This is a genomic window from Devosia sp., from assembly GCF_040509215.1.
GTDB lineage: Bacteria > Pseudomonadota > Alphaproteobacteria > Rhizobiales > Devosiaceae > Devosia.
Map to the genome: position 1 here is coordinate 1 of NZ_JBEVLL010000182.1, position 17,349 is coordinate 17,349.

At 61.9% G+C, this 17,349-nt stretch carries 18 protein-coding genes and 1 tRNA gene; 14 read left to right on the plus strand and 5 right to left on the minus strand.

Annotated elements, in window-relative coordinates:
• The 5 genes from ABW043_RS10105 to ABW043_RS10125 all read left to right on the plus strand — a co-directional run.
• On the plus strand, nt 1-194 hold a 194-nt coding region (locus tag ABW043_RS10105), incomplete at its 5' end, for a hypothetical protein (protein ID WP_353921086.1).
• Nucleotides 191-1,015 (plus strand): ABC transporter ATP-binding protein, encoded by an 825-nt coding sequence (locus tag ABW043_RS10110; RefSeq protein WP_353921087.1) that lies wholly within the window; start codon nt 191-193, stop codon nt 1,013-1,015. The genes ABW043_RS10105 and ABW043_RS10110, both read left to right, overlap by 4 nt.
• A 43-nt stretch (nt 1,016-1,058) precedes the next feature.
• Nucleotides 1,059-2,657: a DUF5060 domain-containing protein gene (locus ABW043_RS10115; RefSeq protein WP_353921088.1), complete on the plus strand. Its 1,599-nt coding sequence runs from the start codon at nt 1,059-1,061 to the stop codon at nt 2,655-2,657.
• Between the two features lie 2 nt (nt 2,658-2,659).
• The gene (locus ABW043_RS10120) at nt 2,660-4,165 is read left to right on the plus strand and encodes a DUF5060 domain-containing protein (RefSeq protein WP_502908635.1); all 1,506 of its coding nucleotides are present in this window, start codon (nt 2,660-2,662) and stop codon (nt 4,163-4,165) included.
• Nucleotides 4,166-4,250: 85 nt separating this feature from the next.
• Nucleotides 4,251-4,721 carry a VOC family protein gene (locus tag ABW043_RS10125; protein ID WP_353921090.1) on the plus strand — a complete coding sequence of 157 codons (471 nt, stop codon included), beginning with the start codon at nt 4,251-4,253 and terminating at the stop codon, nt 4,719-4,721.
• A gap of 33 nt (nt 4,722-4,754) precedes the next feature.
• On the opposite strand, the gene ABW043_RS10130 is transcribed toward ABW043_RS10125, so the two are convergent.
• Nucleotides 4,755-5,201 (minus strand): DUF305 domain-containing protein, encoded by a 447-nt coding sequence (locus ABW043_RS10130; RefSeq protein WP_353921091.1) that lies wholly within the window; start codon nt 5,199-5,201, stop codon nt 4,755-4,757.
• A gap of 143 nt (nt 5,202-5,344) precedes the next feature.
• Between ABW043_RS10130 and ABW043_RS10135 the strand changes: the two genes are divergently transcribed.
• Both ABW043_RS10135 and ABW043_RS10140 read left to right on the plus strand, forming a co-directional pair.
• Nucleotides 5,345-6,532 (plus strand): hypothetical protein, encoded by a 1,188-nt coding sequence (locus ABW043_RS10135; RefSeq protein ID WP_353921092.1) that lies wholly within the window; start codon nt 5,345-5,347, stop codon nt 6,530-6,532.
• A 53-nt stretch (nt 6,533-6,585) separates the two neighbouring features.
• On the plus strand, nt 6,586-7,020 hold the full coding sequence (locus ABW043_RS10140; protein ID WP_353921093.1) for an Rrf2 family transcriptional regulator: 435 nt from the start codon (nt 6,586-6,588) through the stop codon (nt 7,018-7,020).
• On the opposite strand, the gene ABW043_RS10145 is transcribed toward ABW043_RS10140, so the two are convergent.
• Together ABW043_RS10145 and ABW043_RS10150 are read right to left on the minus strand one after the other, a co-directional pair.
• On the minus strand, nt 7,017-7,715 hold the full coding sequence (locus tag ABW043_RS10145; protein WP_353921094.1) for a glutathione S-transferase N-terminal domain-containing protein: 699 nt from the start codon (nt 7,713-7,715) through the stop codon (nt 7,017-7,019). The two genes, ABW043_RS10140 and ABW043_RS10145, sit on opposite strands and share 4 nt — an antisense overlap.
• 145 nt (nt 7,716-7,860) lie before the next feature.
• Nucleotides 7,861-7,935 (minus strand) — tRNA-Gly (locus tag ABW043_RS10150).
• Between the two features lie 193 nt (nt 7,936-8,128).
• On the opposite strand from ABW043_RS10150, the gene ABW043_RS10155 reads away from it, so the two are divergent.
• From ABW043_RS10155 to ABW043_RS10165, 3 genes are read left to right on the plus strand one after another with little or no spacing between them, the layout of a single operon-like run.
• On the plus strand, nt 8,129-9,073 hold the full coding sequence (locus ABW043_RS10155; RefSeq protein ID WP_353921095.1) for a tetratricopeptide repeat protein: 945 nt from the start codon (nt 8,129-8,131) through the stop codon (nt 9,071-9,073).
• Between the two features lie 12 nt (nt 9,074-9,085).
• Nucleotides 9,086-9,751, plus strand: a complete 666-nt coding sequence (locus tag ABW043_RS10160) for an LON peptidase substrate-binding domain-containing protein (protein WP_353921096.1) — start codon at nt 9,086-9,088, stop codon at nt 9,749-9,751.
• Nucleotides 9,751-9,987, plus strand: coding sequence for a Trm112 family protein (locus tag ABW043_RS10165; RefSeq protein ID WP_353921097.1), 237 nt, complete (start codon nt 9,751-9,753; stop codon nt 9,985-9,987). The genes ABW043_RS10160 and ABW043_RS10165 overlap by 1 nt, the downstream gene beginning before the upstream one ends.
• A gap of 10 nt (nt 9,988-9,997) precedes the next feature.
• On the opposite strand, the gene ABW043_RS10170 is transcribed toward ABW043_RS10165, so the two are convergent.
• Nucleotides 9,998-11,212, minus strand: coding sequence for an FAD-dependent monooxygenase (locus ABW043_RS10170; RefSeq protein ID WP_353921098.1), 1,215 nt, complete (start codon nt 11,210-11,212; stop codon nt 9,998-10,000).
• Nucleotides 11,213-11,490: 278 nt separating this feature from the next.
• Between ABW043_RS10170 and ABW043_RS10175 the strand changes: the two genes are divergently transcribed.
• From ABW043_RS10175 to ABW043_RS10185, 3 genes are all read left to right on the plus strand, one after another.
• Nucleotides 11,491-11,829: a P-II family nitrogen regulator gene (locus tag ABW043_RS10175; RefSeq protein WP_295413691.1), complete on the plus strand. Its 339-nt coding sequence runs from the start codon at nt 11,491-11,493 to the stop codon at nt 11,827-11,829.
• 21 nt (nt 11,830-11,850) lie between these two features.
• Complete coding sequence (locus tag ABW043_RS10180) at nt 11,851-13,215, plus strand: ammonium transporter (RefSeq protein WP_353921099.1); 1,365 nt, start codon at nt 11,851-11,853, stop codon at nt 13,213-13,215.
• Nucleotides 13,216-13,452: 237 nt separating this feature from the next.
• Complete coding sequence (locus ABW043_RS10185) at nt 13,453-16,209, plus strand: FtsK/SpoIIIE family DNA translocase (RefSeq protein ID WP_353921100.1); 2,757 nt, start codon at nt 13,453-13,455, stop codon at nt 16,207-16,209.
• 54 nt (nt 16,210-16,263) lie between these two features.
• Here the strand turns inward: ABW043_RS10185 and ABW043_RS10190 are convergent, their stop codons facing one another.
• Nucleotides 16,264-16,563, minus strand: a complete 300-nt coding sequence (locus ABW043_RS10190; RefSeq protein WP_353921101.1) for a hypothetical protein — start codon at nt 16,561-16,563, stop codon at nt 16,264-16,266.
• Nucleotides 16,564-16,660: 97 nt separating this feature from the next.
• Here ABW043_RS10190 and ABW043_RS10195 point away from each other — a divergent pair, with 97 nt between their 5' ends.
• Nucleotides 16,661-17,293, plus strand: coding sequence for a LolA family protein (locus ABW043_RS10195; RefSeq protein WP_353921102.1), 633 nt, complete (start codon nt 16,661-16,663; stop codon nt 17,291-17,293).
• The last annotated feature ends 56 nt before the right edge of the window (nt 17,294-17,349 follow it).

The following is a 17,349-nucleotide window of genomic DNA, read 5'->3' on the forward strand; positions in this document are numbered from 1 at the left end:
CGCAGCACGCCTACACCAAGATGCTGATCGACTCCCTGCCCACCATTGGCGACGACAGCATGCGCGGCGTGATTGCGAGCCAAGCCGGTGCCGGCGGCGACCGCGCCTTCCGGGTCGAGCCCCATCTCATCGAGGTAAAGCCGGGTCACTTCGTCGCCCAGCCGGCGCGCGAGAAAGCGGGAGTTTTGGCATGACCTTCATTCTCAAAACCGAGGGCCTCAACAAGACCTACCGGCTTGGCGGCATCGTGCGCGCCAAACAGATCCAGGCGCTTAACGACGTCAACATCACCGTCGAGAGCGACAAGCCGGTGGTGATCGCCATTGTCGGGGAATCGGGCAGCGGCAAGACGACCTTGGCCAAGACGCTGCTGCGGCTGGAAACGCCGACAAGCGGCCGAGCGATCGTCTATGACGAAGTCGTGGCCGGGCAGGGCGCCATCCCGTCCAAGAAGGACTTTTTGGGCCTGGTGCAGCCGATCTTCCAAAATCCCTTTGAGGCGTTCAGCCGCTATCGCCCGGTGGATGTCTATCTCGAAGAGACGGCGCGGCGCGTGGCTGGCATGGATGGGCCGCAGGCCGAGGCCGCGGTGGAAGCGGCGCTCAAAAGCGTGGGCCTCAACTATGAAGAAGTGCGCGGCAAATACCCGGCGCAGTTTTCGGGCGGCGAATTGCAGCGCATTTCGGTGGCGCGGGCACTGATTCCGGACCCCAAACTGATCGTTGCCGACGAGCCAGTTTCGATGATCGACGCCTCGCGCCGCATGATCATCATCAACCTCTTCAAGCGGCTGCGCGACGAGGCGGGACGAAGTTTTGTCTACATCACCCACGATCTCGCCACGGCCTATTACATCTCCGATTTCATTGCGGTGATGAACAAGGGGCGGGTGGTCGAGTTCGGCCCGGCGCGACAGGTGATGTCCGATCCGCAGCACGATTATACGCGCCTGCTGCTCGGCTCCATTCCCACGACCACCAGCCGCTGGCGCGAGCGCAAACGCGTCGCCAGCTAAGCCTGATTTAAAACCAACCAATTTCAGACTTTGGGACGGCAAGATGACCAATTCGGCTGAAGCCAACGGCGCCGCGTCGCTGTGGGCCACCTATGAACTCACCCTGAAGGGCCCAAGCGAGGGCAATCCATTTCAGGACGTCGAGCTGCGCGCCACTTTTAGCCAGGGCGACCGGCTGGTGCGGGTGGCTGGCTTTTATGATGGCGACGGCAACTACAAGCTGCGCTTCCTGCCCGACACGACGGGCACCTGGACCTATCAAACCAAGAGCAATGTTTCAGCGCTTGATGGGGTGAGCGGCAGCTTTGAGGTGGGTGCGGCAAAGCCCGGCCATCATGGGCCGGTGCGCGTCTCCAACCGCCACCATTTCCGCTACGCCGATGGGACCCGCTACATCAATATCGGCACCACGGCCTATGTGTGGAACCTGCAGGGCGATGCGCTCGAGGAAGAGACGCTGCAGACGCTGAAGGACGGGCCCTTCACCAAAATCCGCATGTGCGTGTTCCCAAAACACTACCGCTACAATCAGAACGAGCCCGAACGCTATCCCTTCCCAGTAGTGAAGCAGGGGACGAGCGAATGGACCGGCCGGTTCGGTGGCGACTATGGCTGGGCGTTCGATTTTTCGCGCTTCGAGCCGGATTATTTCCGGCACCTCGAAAAGCGCATCAACCAGCTCGCCGAGATCGGCGTCGAAGCGGATCTGATCATCTTCCACCCTTATGATCGCTGGGGTTTTTCGAAGATGAGCCCGGCCGAGGACGATCAATACCTGAAGTATCTTGTGGCGCGCCTCGCGGCACTGCCGAACGTCTGGTGGTCGATGGCCAATGAGTATGACCTGATGCCAAGTAAGACCATGGCGGATTGGGATCGGTTCATCCACATCACGTCAGACAATGATCCCTTTGGGCATCTTCTGAGCGTGCACAATTGCTTTGCCTTTTACGACCACAACCACCCGCGGATTACCCATTCGAGCATCCAGCGATCGGGGGCAAATCTCTCGGCACTGTGGCGGGAAAAGTACGGCAAGCCGGTCTCGATCGACGAGTGCTGCTACGAGGGCGACATTGCCGAACTCTGGGGCAATATTTCCGCCAAGAAAATGGTCCGGCGGTTCTGGGACGGCACTGTCAATGGCGGTTACGTCACCCATGGCGAGACCTATTATAATGACGAAGAAAACCTCTGGTGGGCCAAGGGCGGCAAGCTGATCGGAGAGAGCGTCGAGCGCATCGCCTTCCTGCGGAAGATCTTGGAAGACGGCCCGGATGAAGGGCTCGACCCCGTCAAGTCGACCGGCGCCTATCGCACCACCATTGCTGGCGGGCTCGACAATGTGGTTCTCGCGCAGCTCTTCCAGCCCACGCCGGGCGAAGAGGATTGGTCGCGGGTGCAGGCCTGGTTCGCGACGGCCGGCCAGCCGCATCGCTATTACCTGACCTATCTCGGCGAGAACCAGCCCAATGAATTCGCGGTGGCGACGCCGCCGGGCGAAAAATACTCGGCGACGCTGATCGACACCTGGGAAATGACCGAGAAGACGCTCGCCGACAGCGTCGAGCGCGGCGATATCCTGCATTTTTCGCCAAAGCCCTATCAGGCCCTGCTGTTCAAGCGCGTCGACGGAGAATGACTATGACGACAACAGCGCAATGGGATGTGTTTGAAGCCAGCTTTTCCGGTCCCTCGGGCGGCAATCCCTTCCTCGATGTAACGCTGGAAGCGTTTTTCCAGCAGAAGAGCCGCGTCGTCCGCGTGCCGGGCTTTTATGACGGCGACGGCATTTTCTGCGTTCGCTTCATGCCGGACAATGAGGGCGAGTGGACGTTTTCGACCAAGTCCAACGTGGCGGAGCTGGACGGCAAGACCGGCAGTTTCACGGCCACAGCGCCGCGCGCGGGTGTGCATGGCCCGGTGCGGGTCGCCAACAAATTCCACTTTGCCTATGCCGATGGCACGCCGTTCCTGTCCTTCGGCACCACCTGCTACGCCTGGACGCATCAGCCGCTGAGTGAACAGACGAAGACGCTCGAAACGCTGAAGCAGACGCGCTTCAACAAGATGCGCATGGGCGTGTTCCCCAAGGACTACCCCTACAACGTCAACGAGGCGCTGCACGACGTCTACCAGAAGGGGGCAGACGGAAAATACGACTTCGACCGGCCCAATCCCGAAAGTTTTCGGCATTTCGAGAACCAGGTGAAGGCGCTGGGGGAGATGGGTATCGAAGCCGATATCATCATCTTCCACCCCTATGATCGCTGGGGCTATTGCGACATGAGCGAGGCGCAGGACTATGCCTATGTTCAGTATCTCGCCGCGCGCCTGTCGGCCTATCGCAACGTCTGGTGGTCGCTTGCCAACGAATACGATTTCCTCCTCAACACCAAGCCGATGCACCAGTGGGAGCGCTACTTCCACATTCTGGAAGAGAACGACCCCTACGGGCATCTGCGCTCGATCCACAATGGCGACCCGGAAGCCAATTACGATCACAGAAAGCCCTGGGTGACCCATGTCTGCATCCAGAACTGGGACGTGAAGCGGACCGGGGAATGGCGGCTGGCCTACGGCAAACCGGTGGTCAACGACGAGCCCGAATATGAGGGCAATATCATTCAGGTCTGGGGTAATATCTCGGCTGAGGAACTGGTGCATCGCTTCTGGATCACGGCGATGCGCGGCGGCTATACCGGGCACGGCGAAACCTTCTCCAATCCCGACGATCTCATCTGGTGGGCCAAGGGCGGAGAGCTGCATGGCGAAACCTGGAAGCGCATCGGCTTTCTGCGCGACCTGATGGAAGAAGATGCCAAGCACGGTTTTGAGCCGATCGATCCGCAGACGCGCTATCCCTGGAACCGCGTCTCCGGCGCGCGGGATGGCGATACGACCATCATCTACTTTGGCGAGCACCAGCCGATCATCTGGGCTGCGGGCCTCCCCAAGGACGATGGAAAGTATCAGGTCGATCTGATCGATACCTGGAACATGACCGTCGAACCGGCAAAGATCGTCCCGGCGCCGCAAAACCATCCGACCCGACATGGGGCGGTGGTGATGCAACGAAAACCCGATGCTGCCTTTGCGGTGGAGCTGCCGGGAAAACCGCATCTGGCGATCCGCATTCGCCCCGCCTGAAGAATCCGCGGGACCATGTCGAAGTCTCCAGCGTTGAATCGTCTTGAAGGCAGGCGCCCTCGAGGCGGTTCAACAGGAGGAACAGATGAAGGTCACCCAGCATCTCTGGTTCGAGAAGGATATGGACGCGGCGATCAAGTTCTATACGTCGCTGATTCCGGGCTCCAAGATCGAATGGGTCTCGGCCATTCCCGCCGATAATCCCAGCGGTCCTGCCGGTAGCGTCGGCATGGCCGCTTTCACCATTGGCGACCAGCGCTATATGGCGATCAATGCCGGCCCGCTCGATCCCTTCAACCACAGCTTTTCCATCATGGTCGAATGCGACAGCCAGGCCGAGATCGACCGGCTCTGGGATACCTTGAAAGAGGGCGGCTCGACCGAGCAATGCGGCTGGCTGCGCGATCGGTGGGGCCTTAGCTGGCAGATCACGCCAAAACGCCTCGGCGAACTGATGATGGACCCTGATCCGGCCGTGCAGAAGCGCGTCACCGAGGCCATGCTCAAGCAGGTGAAATTCGACATCTCGGTGCTCGAAGCGGCGGCGCGGGGTTGAAGCAAGAAAGCCCGGCATCTGCCGGGCTTTTCGTCATTTTGCCGGCAACCTTGCGAGCCAGGCCTGCATTTCACGGATTTCCACCTGCTGGGTGGTGATGATCTCCTGGGCGAACATCTTGATCCACGGGTCGGTCGCATGTTGCTGCGCCACCTTGGCCATTTCGACCGCGCCCTGATGGTGCGGGATCATTGAACAGACGAAAGCTGTCTGGAAATCTTCTGCCGTCATGCCGCGCATCATGTCCGAATGCATCGGCTCCATGGTCTGGATAAGTGCGGCATGGCTGGGATCGGCACCGGCCGCCATCATGTCGATATGCTCCTGCATGGAGGGGCCGCCATGGTCGGCCATGGCATCGCCGCAGACGGGCGGCAGCGGGAGCACGGCAATGGCTTCGGCCGGCTGGTCCCGCACAAGCAATGCGCCGACAAAGGCAACGGCCAGAACGCCTGCCGCGCCCCATTTCACGACATCCATTTCAACTATCCTCAAAGTCGTTTTCTGCTCTGGACTATGACGTACGAAATCTTGGATGGTTTGATCGAGATCAAAGATGCACGTCGGATGCATGTTTACTTCGGCATCGACTGCAGCTGTTGCAGAACCTGATGGAGTCGAAAGTGACATCGCACCTCGAAAACGCAGCCAAAGACCGCGAAGGGCCCGGCCTCAAGCGCTGGCTCGCTCTCGGCTTGCCCCTCGGAATCGCGATTATGAGCCTCGGGGCGGCGACGCCCGCCTATGCTCACGTGAAATGGTTCGCCCCCTATGTGGTTGGCGCATCGCCCGCCCCGATCACCGGCACGCTGACCAATTTCTGGTTCTGGCTCGGCATTATTCTTGTGCTGGCCTTCTTTGCCGTGACGGTGGCGGTCGAACACAGCAAGCTTGGCACCACGATCGGCGGGGCTCTCGATTGGGCCAGCGCGCCGCTCTGGACGCGCTCGGACGATTTCATGCGCGCCATTATTGGTGGTTTCTTTGTTGCCATCTTCGCGGTGGGCGGCGTCTATCTGACGCCGGATCTGCAGACGCCCAATGAATGGGTGTCGTGGCTGCAATTGCTGATCGCGCTGTTGGTGTTTTCGCGCCGGACCATGCCGCTCGCCGCAGCTGGCATTATCGGCCTCTGGGTCATTGCGCTGAGAGACTACGATTTCTTCCACCTGCTCGACTATCTGGCCCTGGGGCTCGGCGTTGCAGGCTATCTGGTGCTGGCCAGCAATCCCGATGGCAAATGGTACAAGCATCGTTTTGCCGTGCTGCGCTGGGGTGTCGCCATCGCCCTGATGTGGTCGAGCCTTGAAAAGTTCGCCTATGCCGAGTGGTTCTATCCCCTCGTGGAAGAACGTCCCTTCCTGACGTTCGGCATGCCGCGTGACACGTTTATTCCGATGGCCGGCGTTGCCGAGTTCACCATGGGCTTTGGCCTCCTCTGGACGCCACTGATCCGTCGCCTCTCGGCCGTGGCGCTGATCGTGATCTTCACGGCTGCCGTCTATCCCTTCGGCCGTATCGACCTCGTCGGGCACGCCCTGATCATGGGCACGCTGTTCCTGATCGCCGCTGATCCCATGCCTTCGGGGCCGCGGGTGAAGGCTCTCGTTCCCGCAATTGCCGCCGTGCCCCTCGGGCTGCTCGCCGCCATGGTGATCATCGCCGGCAGCTATTGGGGCCTCCACGCCGCCTTCTACGACTATGATACGGCCACTCCTCCCGTGGCGCCGAATGGCGAGCTGCTGACGCACCGGCCCAATGCGGAGAACCCGCATGGCATGACCATGGCCCCGGCCCAGCCGCAGCAATAGACCCGCTCGCAACCCCGCTCTGGCGGGGTTGCTTCCCATCGAGGGAGGCATGAATGCGCCTGACCCAATTTACCGACTATGCCTTGCGCCTTCTCATGCTGCTGGCCGCCGAACCCGACCGGCGCCTGACCATCCAGCAGGTGTCGGAGTTTCACGGCATTTCCCGCAATCACCTGATGAAGGTTGCCAATCGCCTGGCACGCGCCGGCATTCTGAGCCCAAGCCGGGGCCGCAATGGCGGCCTCAGGCTGGCGCGACCGCCCGAAGACGTCGGGGTCGGGGACATCATAAAAGCCTCCGAGCCCGATTTTGCTCTGGTGGGATGCATGGCGGGCGAAAATTGCGCCATCGCCCCAGTCTGTCGTCTCACCGGTGTGCTTGATGGCGCATTGGCCGATTTCCTGGCATCGGCCAATCGCTATTCCCTGGCCGACATTGTCCCGGACGCCAGCGCGTTCCGGGTTCCTGCGGCAACAGGGCCGCTTTAGGCGGCGGGAATGGTCAGGCCGCGCTGCACGGCGGGACGGGCAAGGCCGCGCTCGAGCCAGGCGGGCACATGCTTGAGCGTGTCGAAGGCGACGAGATCGCCCGCGCCATAAAAACCGACGAGGTTACGGACCCAACCGAGCGTTGCGATATCGGCGATCGAATAATCGTCCATGATCCAGTCGCGGCTTTCGAGGCGCTTTTCGAGCACTTCGAGCAGGCGTCGCGATTCCGCGCGATAGCGCTCGAGCGGGCGCTTGTCCTCAAATTCCCGCCCGGCGAATTTGTGGAAAAAGCCGACCTGCCCGAACATCGGGCCAATGGCGGCCATCTGGAAGAAGACCCATTGGATGGTCTCGTAGCGAAGCGCCGGGTCCTGGGGGAGAAGTTTGCCGGTCTTTTCAGCGAGATACAAAAGAATGGCCCCTGATTCGAAGAGAGCCAGCGGCTTACCGCCGGGGCCGTTGGGATCGATCACCGCGGGTATCTTGCCGTTTGGGTTGAGCGAGAGAAATTCGGGCGTCCAGGTTTCGTTCTTGCCGATCTGGATGGCGTGCGCCTCATAGGGCAAGCCGATCTCTTCGAGCATGATCGAGACCTTCACCCCATTGGGTGTGGGCCAGGAATAAAGCTGCAGGCGATCGGGATGGGCCGCAGGCCAGCGCTGGGCGATGGGGAAACTCGACAGATCGGTCATGGAAGCTCTCGCATTCTCTGGGCTCAAAGGCGCGCCAGCTAGACCGCGAGTCGGTCGTCCCGGCAATGGCAGAGAAATGCCGGAAAAACAAAAAGGGTCCCGAAGGACCCTTTGTTTCTCTCTAGGCTTGCCAACCTGAGAGAATTGGAGCGGGCGAAGGGATTCGAACCCTCGACCCTAACCTTGGCAAGGTTATGCTCTACCCCTGAGCTACACCCGCATCCGTGTCGCAGCGCCTTGAAGCGCTTCAACGAGGCGCTATATGCCTAATCATCAGACCGATTGCAACCCCAGTTCTTCGCTTTCATGTCATCTTGTTGAAAGCCTGTGGGAACTAGGACTTGCAACCGGGGTGAGGCGGGCGCAAAAAGGCCCGCGACTGCTCCCTCAATGCCCATTCGCGAGAGCTCTTTATGTCGATTTCCCTCAACGGCGCCGCCGGCGCTGCCCCGGCCGCTCCTGTCGGCCTCATCAGCGAATCTTCCGATGCCGGCTTCCGTGCCGACGTGCTTGAAGCCTCCCGCGATGTTCCGGTTCTCGTTGATTTCTGGGCGCCCTGGTGCGGTCCCTGCCGCCAATTGACCCCTGCCCTTGAGAAGGTGGTCAACGAGAAGGCGGGCAAGATCAAGCTCGTGAAGATCAATATCGACGACCATCCGGGCGTTGCCGGGCAGTTGGGCGTGCAGTCCATCCCTGCCGTTTTCGCTTTTGCCGGCGGTCGTCCGGTCGATGGCTTCATGGGCGCTATGCCGGAAGGCGAAGTCAGAAAATTTGCCGATCGCGTCATCGCCGCGGCCCCTCCGGGCGCCCCGCCGGCCGATTCGATCGAAGCCCAGATTGCTGATGCGCTCAAGGTCGCCGAAGAGGCATTTGTGGCCGGCGATCTCGGCCAGGCGGCTCAGATTTTTGGCATGGTGCTGCAGCATTCCCCCGAAAACGAACTGGCGCTGATCGGCCTTGCCCGCGTCTATGTCGAGGCCGGCGAATTCGACCAGGCTCGCGCCACGCTCGATATGGTGCCCGAGGACAAGCGCAAGGGCGAAGCCTATACCGCGATCGCCAATACCATTCGCCTACAGGACGAGGCGGCTGGTCTGTCCGAATCGGCGGCGCTCGAAGCTGCAGTTGCGGCCGATCCCGACAATCACCAGGCGCGATTCGATCTCGCCGTCGTGCTCAATGCCGAAGGCAAGCGCGTCGAGGCGGCCGAGGCTCTGGTTGCCATTTTCAAGCGCGATCGCACCTGGAACGAGGACGGCGCCCGCAAGAAGCTGCTCGAATTCTTCGAGGCCTGGGGCGTCAAGGATCCCGCGACCCTCAAGGGCCGGCGCCTTCTCTCCGCTGTCCTCTTCTCGTAAGGGACCAAAAATATGCCGCAGCGCCCAGCGAGCCCTCTTGAGGTGCCGGACGTGGTCCCGATCTTTCCACTGACCGGGGCGCTGCTGCTGCCCTATTCGCACCGTCCGCTCAATATTTTCGAGCCGCGCTATCTCGAGATGGTGGATTTCGCACTCTCGACCGACCGGTTGATCGGCCTGATCCAGCCCGAGGACACGAGCGAGGAAAGTCCGGCCGGGCAAGTGCCCCTGCATAAGGTCGGCTGTCTCGGCCGCATCACCCATTTCGAGGAAAGCGGCGACGGACGCTATTTCGTCATTCTTGAAGGGGTAACCCGGTTCCGCATTCGTGAGGAATTGAACCGCGGCACGCCCTATCGGCTGGCCGAGATTTCGGCCGAGGGTTTTGGGGCCGATTTCCTCCGCAATGAGGGCGAGGACAGCGTCGACCGCGTGCGCTTCGTCAAAATGATGCGCGACTATGCCGAATTCGCCAGCATCGACCTCAACTGGGAAGAGATCGAGCGCACCGGGACGGCGGACCTCGTCAATTTCTGCGCCATGGTCTCGCCCTATGGGCCGGCCGAAAAGCAAGTGCTGCTTGAAGCGCAGACCCTCAACGACCGGGCGGAAACGCTGATCGCCATGACCGAATATGAAATGGCTGGCGGCGGCAAGGGCGGGGTGCCGCTCAACTGATGACAGAGACCCCGGTCGATCCTCGCCATATCGTGGACCGGCAGGTGCTGGAAATGCTGGTCTGCCCGCTGACCAAGACCCGGCTGACCCTCTCGGCTGATCATAAGGAACTGATTTCCATTGCCGCCCGGCTGGCTTTTCCGGTCGTGCAGGGCGTGCCGCTCCTCAGCCTTGAAGAGGCGCGCAATGTCGAGCCCGAGGAAATCCAGGCGCTTTCGAAGAAGGCGGCTGACTAGCCTCTTCTCGCTAGATCGGCAGGCCGCTCAGCAGTTTTGGGCCGCTCTGGGACACGCCCGCGGCTGCGCGGATCATCACGTCCTTGAGCGGTCCGGCGCGGTCGACGAGCCCCAAGCCGAAATCGCGAATGGCGCGAACCGGGGCAACGTCATTGGAAAAGAGCCGGTTCATGCCGTCGGTGACCATGACCATGCTGGCCGTATCGAGCCGGCGCCAGGCCTGGTAGCGCCCCAAAACGTCTTCGCTGCCATGATCGAGCCCGAGGCGGATGGCATCGACGATGACCTCTGCCAGAGCCGCCACATCCTTGAGGCCGAGATTGAGACCCTGGCCGGCAATGGGATGGACCACATGGGCCGCGTCCCCGACCAGCGCCAGGCGCGGGCCGACAAAGTCGCGGGCAATCTGCAAGCGCAGCGGAAAACCCATCAGCTTGTCTTCGAGCGTTACGGCGCCGAGGCTCGACCCCATCACCGCCTCGATCTCGCGGGCGAGCTGGTCGCTGTCCATGGCAATGAAGGACTTGGCGTTCTCGCTGGTCTCGGTCCAGACCAGCGAAGAGCGATTGCCCTTGAGGGGCAGGCTCGCAAAGGGGCCGGAGGGCCTGAAATGCTCGTAAGCCACGCCGTCATGGGGCAGTTCGTGCGTGATGGTCGCGACGAGCCCTGTCTGGTGATAGTCGTGGCCCGTCGTGCCGATGCCGGCGCGTTGGCGCAGCGCCGATTGCGCGCCATCGGCCGCCACGATCACCGGCGCAACTATTGCGCGCCCATCGGCAAGGGTCAGCCGGCCCTCTGACCAGTCAGCGATTTCGGCGGGGGCGATGACGGTGACGAGATCACCCATGGCGCCGAGCAGGGCCGCCTGGCTCGCCGTATTGGGCACCATATGGGCGAAGGCCTCGCCGGGGGCGACTTCGCCGTCAAATTGCAGGAAGAGCGGTCGCGCAATGTCCCCGCTCCCCGAATCGGTGATCCGCATGGCGGTGATCGGCTGGGAGTGCGCCTCCATCTCCGCCCAGACCCCGAGCGCGTCGAACACGCGGCGCACACCTGCGGCAATGGCAGAGGCGCGATTGTCCTTGGGAACGCTCAGCGGCCGGCGATCGATAAGGGCAACGCGGATGCCGCGCATGGATTGGACCAGCGCCAGCGCCAGCGTCATGCCCACCGGCCCGCCGCCAACGATGGCCACATCGAAATGGTCTTTTGCCGCTGCGCTCATCGCCGTCTCCTTGCGTCTTCACCCATTGTCGGGCTGCCCGCCGCACCGTGCAAGTGCGCCCAATGCCGCGGCGTAATTTATGATGTTCAAAAAACAGGCAAAAGCGAATTCATCCGCACAAAAAAGCGGCTTCGTTCTGCCCAATTCCGAGTCGGTGTTTTCCGCTCTCTGGTTAAGTCATTGTAAAAGTGGCAAAAATCCGTGCCGTTTGGTTTGGCACGGCACTTGAATTCACCTGTTGCAGTTCCAACACGCGCCCAAGGCGCCAAGGGGGTCATATGAAACTGGTGGTTGCCATCATCAAGCCGTCCCGGCTCGAAGAGGTTCGGCAGGCGCTCAACTCTCTGGACGTGCACGGCATGACCGTCACCGAAGTGAAGGGTTACGGGCGTCAGAAGGGTCACTCCGAAATCTACCGCGGCACTGAATACGCCGTGCACTTCCTGCCAAAGCTCAAGCTGGAAATCGCTGTCGACGACAGCCTCGCCGATTCCGTGAGCAACGCCATCCGCGACTCGGCCCAGACCGGCCGCATCGGCGACGGCAAGATTTTCGTGCTCGACCTCCTCGCGGTCACCCGTATCCGCACCGGTGAAACCGGCGCGTCCGCCCTCTAAGCGTCTTCGGGAGAAAACAAGATGAAGATAAACAAGGTTCTCGGGGGCGCAGCGCTTGCCTCCCTCTTGCTGGCTCTGCCGGCCTTTGCCCAGGACGCCGCCGCGCCGGTCGTCGAAGAAGCTGCTGCCATCGTCGACAAGGGCGACGTCGCCTGGATGCTGGTTTCGACCATGGTCGTCATCGTCATGACCATTCCGGGCCTCGCGCTCTTCTATGGTGGCCTCGTCCGCGCCAAGAACGTCCTGTCGGTCCTGACCCAGGTGTTTCTCGGCTTCTCGATGATCTCCATTCTCTGGGTGGCCTATGGCTACTCGCTGGCTTTTGCCGGCCCGACCGAAGGCGGCCTCTCCGCTTTCGTTGGTGACCTCTCGAAGTTCTTCCTCAATGGCGTCACGCTCGACTCGCGTGCGGCGACCTTCTCGGCCGGTTTCGAACTGCCCGAACTGGTCTTCGTCACCTTCCAGCTGACCTTTGCCTGCATCACCTCGACCCTCATCATCGGCGGTATCGCCGAGCGCATGAAGTTCGGCGCGTTGATGGCCTTCCTCGCCATCTGGTTCACCTTCTCCTACATCCCGATGGCCCACATGGTCTGGTCGGGTCCGGGCCTGCTGTTCGGCATGGGTGCCTATGACTTCGCCGGCGGCACCGTGGTTCACATCAATTCCGGTGTGGCCGCTCTCGTCGCTGCCATCGTCCTCGGGCCGCGTATCGGCTTCATGAAGGAACCGATCCCACCGCATAACCTCGTCCTGACCTATATCGGTGCGGGTCTCCTCTGGTTTGGCTGGTTCGGCTTCAATGCCGGTTCGAACCTCGAAGCCAATGCCCTGACCGCCGTTGCCCTGATCAACACGGTTCTGGCGCCTGCTGCCGGTGCCCTTGCCTGGGCACTCGGTGAAAAGATCACCCGTGGCCATGCATCGGCTCTGGGTGCGGTCTCCGGTGCGGTTGCTGGCCTCGTGGCCATCACGCCGGCCGCCGGCTTTGCCGGTGTCGGTGGCGCCATCGTGCTCGGCGCGATTGCCGGCGTGGTCTGCCTCTGGGCCGTCGTCAACCTCAAGCCGCTGCTCAAGTATGACGACTCGCTCGACGTCTTCGGCATCCACGGCGTGGGTGGCATTGTCGGCGCCCTCGGCACGGCAATCGTCGCGGCCCCCGGCCTTGGTGGCTATCCGCTCGGCGATGCTGCTGCCTACTCGATCGGCGGCCAGTTCATGGTGCAGCTCACCGGCGTCGTTATCGCCGTCGTCTGGTCCGGTGTCGTGGCTCTTGTTGCCATGCTCATCGTCAAGGCGATCTTTGGTGGTGCCCGTGTCAGCGAAGCCGGCGAAAGCGACGGCCTCGATCTCTCGAGCCACGGCGAACGCGCCTACAACGGCTAATGACTTTGCAGGTGGCGCTTCGGCGCCACCTGTCTCCCAAAAAACCTTTCTCGTGGTGTGCGGCCTGCTTCCTCTTGGCCCGCCACAGAGGCTTCCCACGCACAACGGTGGGCCGCACTCCACGGGAAAGCTTAGCGACCGAAGCACAAAATTGCGATCCGGTGCGACACGAAGGTCGATGGTTAGCACGAGATTAACCACCCCACTCTAGCATGACAGGCGATACGGGGACCGCGAATGGGTCGTGTCCCCCGAACAGTAATGCGTGTCATGCCCAGCCATCCCGTTCCGACGCTCGACGATGTCCGCCCCGTGCCACCGCGCGGTGCTGCCCGCCAGAAGACGGCTTCCATGCCCAAACCTGCGCCGGTCATCGCCATTCGCATTCCGCTTCGAATCGCGGGCATGGTGCTTTTCGGCATCGTCGCGATGCTGCTGCTCTCGCTGAGCTCCTGGTCGGTTGACGACCCCTCGCTCTCTTATGCAACGAGCAAGATTGCGGAAAACTGGCTGGGTTACCCCGGCGCGGTGATTGCCGACCTCGTCTTCCAGTTCCTCGGGCTTGGCGGCATTGTCGCCATCGTGCCGCTGGCGCTGTGGAGCTGGGCCCTGTTGCGCAAGCGCCGGGTGACCCACGTCGTGCTGCGCACGCTCTCCTGGCTTGGCGCCATCATGCTCTCGACCGGTGTCTTTGCCTTCCTGCCGACGCCGGAAAGCTGGCCGCTGCCGACCGGGCTTGGCGGCCTTTCGGGCATGCTTTTCACCAATCTTGCCGCCATGATTGCCGGCGCCGACCCGCAGCCGATCACTGGCGCGCTCTTTGCCGTCATCATCGCCGTGCCCGCTTTTGCCCTTCTCTGGATCGCCATGGGCCTCGGCACCTCCGTGCCTGTCATGCCGGCCAAGGGGTCACGCAAGGGCGCGGCGCAGGTCGAGGAAGAAGATGAGCGCGAGGCCAATCCCCTCGTGGAAGTGGCGCTCGGTGCCGTCGTGCATATGGGTTATTCCCTCCGTACGGCCTGGCGCCGCGCCCGTGCCGCCCAGGCGGCCCGCCACGAGGAAGAGGAAGAATGGCGCGAGCACGGCCAGGAGCCTGATCTCGACGTCGCCGTCACCCCGCGTAGCCCGGCCCAGCAGGAGCCGACCCTGGCCGTCAGCCAGCGCCGCATTCACGCTCCGGTCGAACCGGCTTTTGAAGCCGCGCCTGTCGTCTCCCCGCGCATCAATGCCGGTCCGTCCTATGACGAAACCGAAATCGACTATCCCGAAGAGGTCGAAGACGATTCGATTCCGTTCGAACCGGATATGCCGATTGCCCAGCATCCGGCCGTGGTCAACCACACCCAGCGTGGCGATTCGCGCTTCCAGCCGGTCGATCACACCGCTCCGCGCGTTGCTGCTCCCGCGCCGCGCCCGGTGCCGGGCCAGCGCGTGTTCCGCGAAGCCCAGCCGAGCCTGCTCGACGAGCCGCATGGTTTCGAACTGCCGGCGCTGAGCCTGCTTGCCGAGCCCAAGCGCGTGGGGCCATCGCCCGAGCACGCGCCGGAGCGTCTCGAAGCCATGGCGCGCCGTCTCGAAGAGGTGCTTGGCGATTTCGGCGTCAAGGGCGACATCATCAATGTCCGCCCCGGCCCAGTCGTTACTCTCTTCGAACTCGAACCCGCGCCCGGCATAAAGTCCTCCCGCGTCATCTCGTTGGCGGACGATATCGCCCGCTCGATGTCGGCCATTTCCGCCCGCGTCGCCGTGGTGCCGGGCCGCAATGCCATCGGCATCGAACTGCCGAACCAGACGCGCGAAACCGTCTATTTCCGCGAAATGCTGGCCTCGTCCGATTTCGAGAAGATGAAGGGCAAGCTGCCGATTTGCCTCGGCAAAACCATTGGCGGCGAGCCGATCATCGCCGACCTGGCGCGCATGCCGCACTTGCTGATCGCCGGTACCACCGGCTCGGGCAAGTCGGTGGGTATCAATACCTTCATTCTCTCGCTGCTCTACCAGATGACGCCCGAGCAGTGCCGCATGATCATGATCGATCCCAAGATGCTGGAACTCTCGATCTATGACGGTATCCCGCATCTTCTTACTCCGGTCGTCACCGACCCGCAGAAGGCTGTCGTGGCCCTCAAGTGGGCCGTGCGCGAGATGGAAGACCGCTATCGGAAGATGAGCAAGATCGGTGTCAGAAACATCGACGGCTTCAACCAGCGCGTCTCGGAAGCGGCCAAGGAAGGCCGCGTCATCACCCGCACCGTGCAGACCGGCTTTGACCGGGAAACCGGCGAGGCGATCTACGAGAGCGAAGAGTTCGATCTCGAACCATTGCCCTACATCGTTGTGATCGTTGACGAAATGGCCGACCTGATGATGGTTGCCGGCAAGGACATCGAAGGCGCCATCCAGCGCCTTGCGCAGATGGCCCGTGCCGCCGGCATCCATATCGTCACCGCCACCCAGCGTCCGTCGGTCGACGTCATCACCGGTACGATCAAGGCCAACTTCCCCACCCGTATCTCGTTCATGGTGACGTCCAAGATCGACTCGCGCACCATTCTTGGCGAGCAGGGTGCCGAACAGCTCCTCGGCAATGGCGACATGCTCTACATGGCTTCGGGCGGTCGCACCAAGCGTCTCCACGGCGCCTTTGTGTCGGATGCCGAGGTCGAAGCGGTGGTCAGCCACCTCAAGAGCCAGGGCGCGCCGGATTATCTGGACTCCGTCACTGCTGACGAAGACGAAGGCGGCATGGAAGCCGGTGGCTCTAGCGCTGGCGACGACTACGCCGGCTCGGGCGACGAGCTTTACGACAAGGCCGTCCACGTCGTGCTGACCGATAAGAAGGCCTCGACTTCCTATGTCCAGCGGCGCCTTGCCATTGGCTACAACAAGGCGGCGACGCTGATCGAGCGCATGGAACGCGAGGGCGTCATCAGCCCGGCCAACCATGCCGGCAAGCGCGAGATCCTCGTCGGAAACAATTCCGACGGGTACTAAGTAGTTCTGCTTAGCATTGGAAAAACCCCGGCCCTGGTCCGGGGTTTTTCATTTTCAGCAGGCGAGTGGCTCGGGCTTGGCTTCGAATTCGCGCGGACCCACCCAGCCGGCCTCGTGTTTTTGCGGGGTGTCGACGATACGAACGGTGAGAACGCATGTCCCTGAACGCACCGAATAGACGTCGGGCGCCGTCAGCTCGATGGCGTCGATGAGCTTGCCGATGCCAAAAACCTCGGTGGCGGCCTCGATGACTGCGGAAAACTCGGCCTGCCGCTGATATTGGGGCGGCAGGGCGGCCCAGGCCGGCAGGGTCGTCACCAAGGCCAGCGTTAAGCACATCACCAATTTGCGCATTGTCGTCCCTCTCCGGCCGGTGGAACTTTCCACCTCTTGCCGCAATTGCTTCCTAGGTTAGTTTATCAGACTAAAATCCAGCGAGGATATCCCGCCGATGATTCGCCGCCATGCTCTCCTTCTTGGTGTTGCCGCCGTTTTGGCCCCCATCGTGCCGGCCCTGGCTCAGGGACGGACACTGACGCCGGAAGAGCAGCAGCTCATCACCGAGATCAACACGCATAACTCGGCGATCCGCACCATGGTGGGGCGGTTCCTCCAGATCGACACCAATGGCGGACGCACGGAAGGGACCTTCTTCCTCGAGCGTCCGGACAAGGTGCGCTTCCGTTACAATCCGCCGAGCCGGGAAGAAATCGTCTCCGTAGGTCGCGGTTTCTATGTGCTCAACCGTCAGGAAGAGACCTATTACGCCTATCCGCAGGACACGATCCCGCTGCGCCAGTTTCTCGGCGACCAGATCAACCTGCTCAATGCCAATGTGATCGATGTCACGACCTCGGATGGCTACATGGCCATCACCATCATCGACGAAACGGTCGCCGGCACCGTTCAGGTGTCGCTGATTTTCGACGTCGAGACCAAGGACCTGGCGCAGTGGAGTCTGGTGGAACCCAGCGGCTCGGAACTGACCTTTTCGCTCTATGACGTTGAGCAGGGCGTTGAAATTCCCCGCTCGTATTTTTCGATCCCGGCGACCTACAAGGGCGTCGACCCATCGACGCGATAGAGTGTTTGGCATTGGATATGAAAAAGGCCCTCCCATGCGGGAGGGCCTTTTTGTTT

Coding starts and splice junctions, on each gene's coding strand:
- ABW043_RS10110 (WP_353921087.1), top strand. CDS start 191: ATGACCTTCATTCTCAAAACCGAGGGCCTCAACAAGACCTACCGGCTT.
- ABW043_RS10115 (WP_353921088.1), top strand. CDS start 1,059: ATGACCAATTCGGCTGAAGCCAACGGCGCCGCGTCGCTGTGGGCCACC.
- ABW043_RS10120 (WP_502908635.1), top strand. CDS start 2,660: ATGACGACAACAGCGCAATGGGATGTGTTTGAAGCCAGCTTTTCCGGT.
- ABW043_RS10125 (WP_353921090.1), top strand. CDS start 4,251: ATGAAGGTCACCCAGCATCTCTGGTTCGAGAAGGATATGGACGCGGCG.
- ABW043_RS10130 (WP_353921091.1), bottom strand. CDS start 5,201: ATGGATGTCGTGAAATGGGGCGCGGCAGGCGTTCTGGCCGTTGCCTTT.
- ABW043_RS10140 (WP_353921093.1), top strand. CDS start 6,586: ATGCGCCTGACCCAATTTACCGACTATGCCTTGCGCCTTCTCATGCTG.
- ABW043_RS10145 (WP_353921094.1), bottom strand. CDS start 7,715: ATGACCGATCTGTCGAGTTTCCCCATCGCCCAGCGCTGGCCTGCGGCC.
- ABW043_RS10155 (WP_353921095.1), top strand. CDS start 8,129: ATGTCGATTTCCCTCAACGGCGCCGCCGGCGCTGCCCCGGCCGCTCCT.
- ABW043_RS10160 (WP_353921096.1), top strand. CDS start 9,086: ATGCCGCAGCGCCCAGCGAGCCCTCTTGAGGTGCCGGACGTGGTCCCG.
- ABW043_RS10165 (WP_353921097.1), top strand. CDS start 9,751: ATGACAGAGACCCCGGTCGATCCTCGCCATATCGTGGACCGGCAGGTG.
- ABW043_RS10170 (WP_353921098.1), bottom strand. CDS start 11,212: ATGAGCGCAGCGGCAAAAGACCATTTCGATGTGGCCATCGTTGGCGGC.
- ABW043_RS10175 (WP_295413691.1), top strand. CDS start 11,491: ATGAAACTGGTGGTTGCCATCATCAAGCCGTCCCGGCTCGAAGAGGTT.
- ABW043_RS10180 (WP_353921099.1), top strand. CDS start 11,851: ATGAAGATAAACAAGGTTCTCGGGGGCGCAGCGCTTGCCTCCCTCTTG.
- ABW043_RS10185 (WP_353921100.1), top strand. CDS start 13,453: ATGGGTCGTGTCCCCCGAACAGTAATGCGTGTCATGCCCAGCCATCCC.
- ABW043_RS10190 (WP_353921101.1), bottom strand. CDS start 16,563: ATGCGCAAATTGGTGATGTGCTTAACGCTGGCCTTGGTGACGACCCTG.
- ABW043_RS10195 (WP_353921102.1), top strand. CDS start 16,661: ATGATTCGCCGCCATGCTCTCCTTCTTGGTGTTGCCGCCGTTTTGGCC.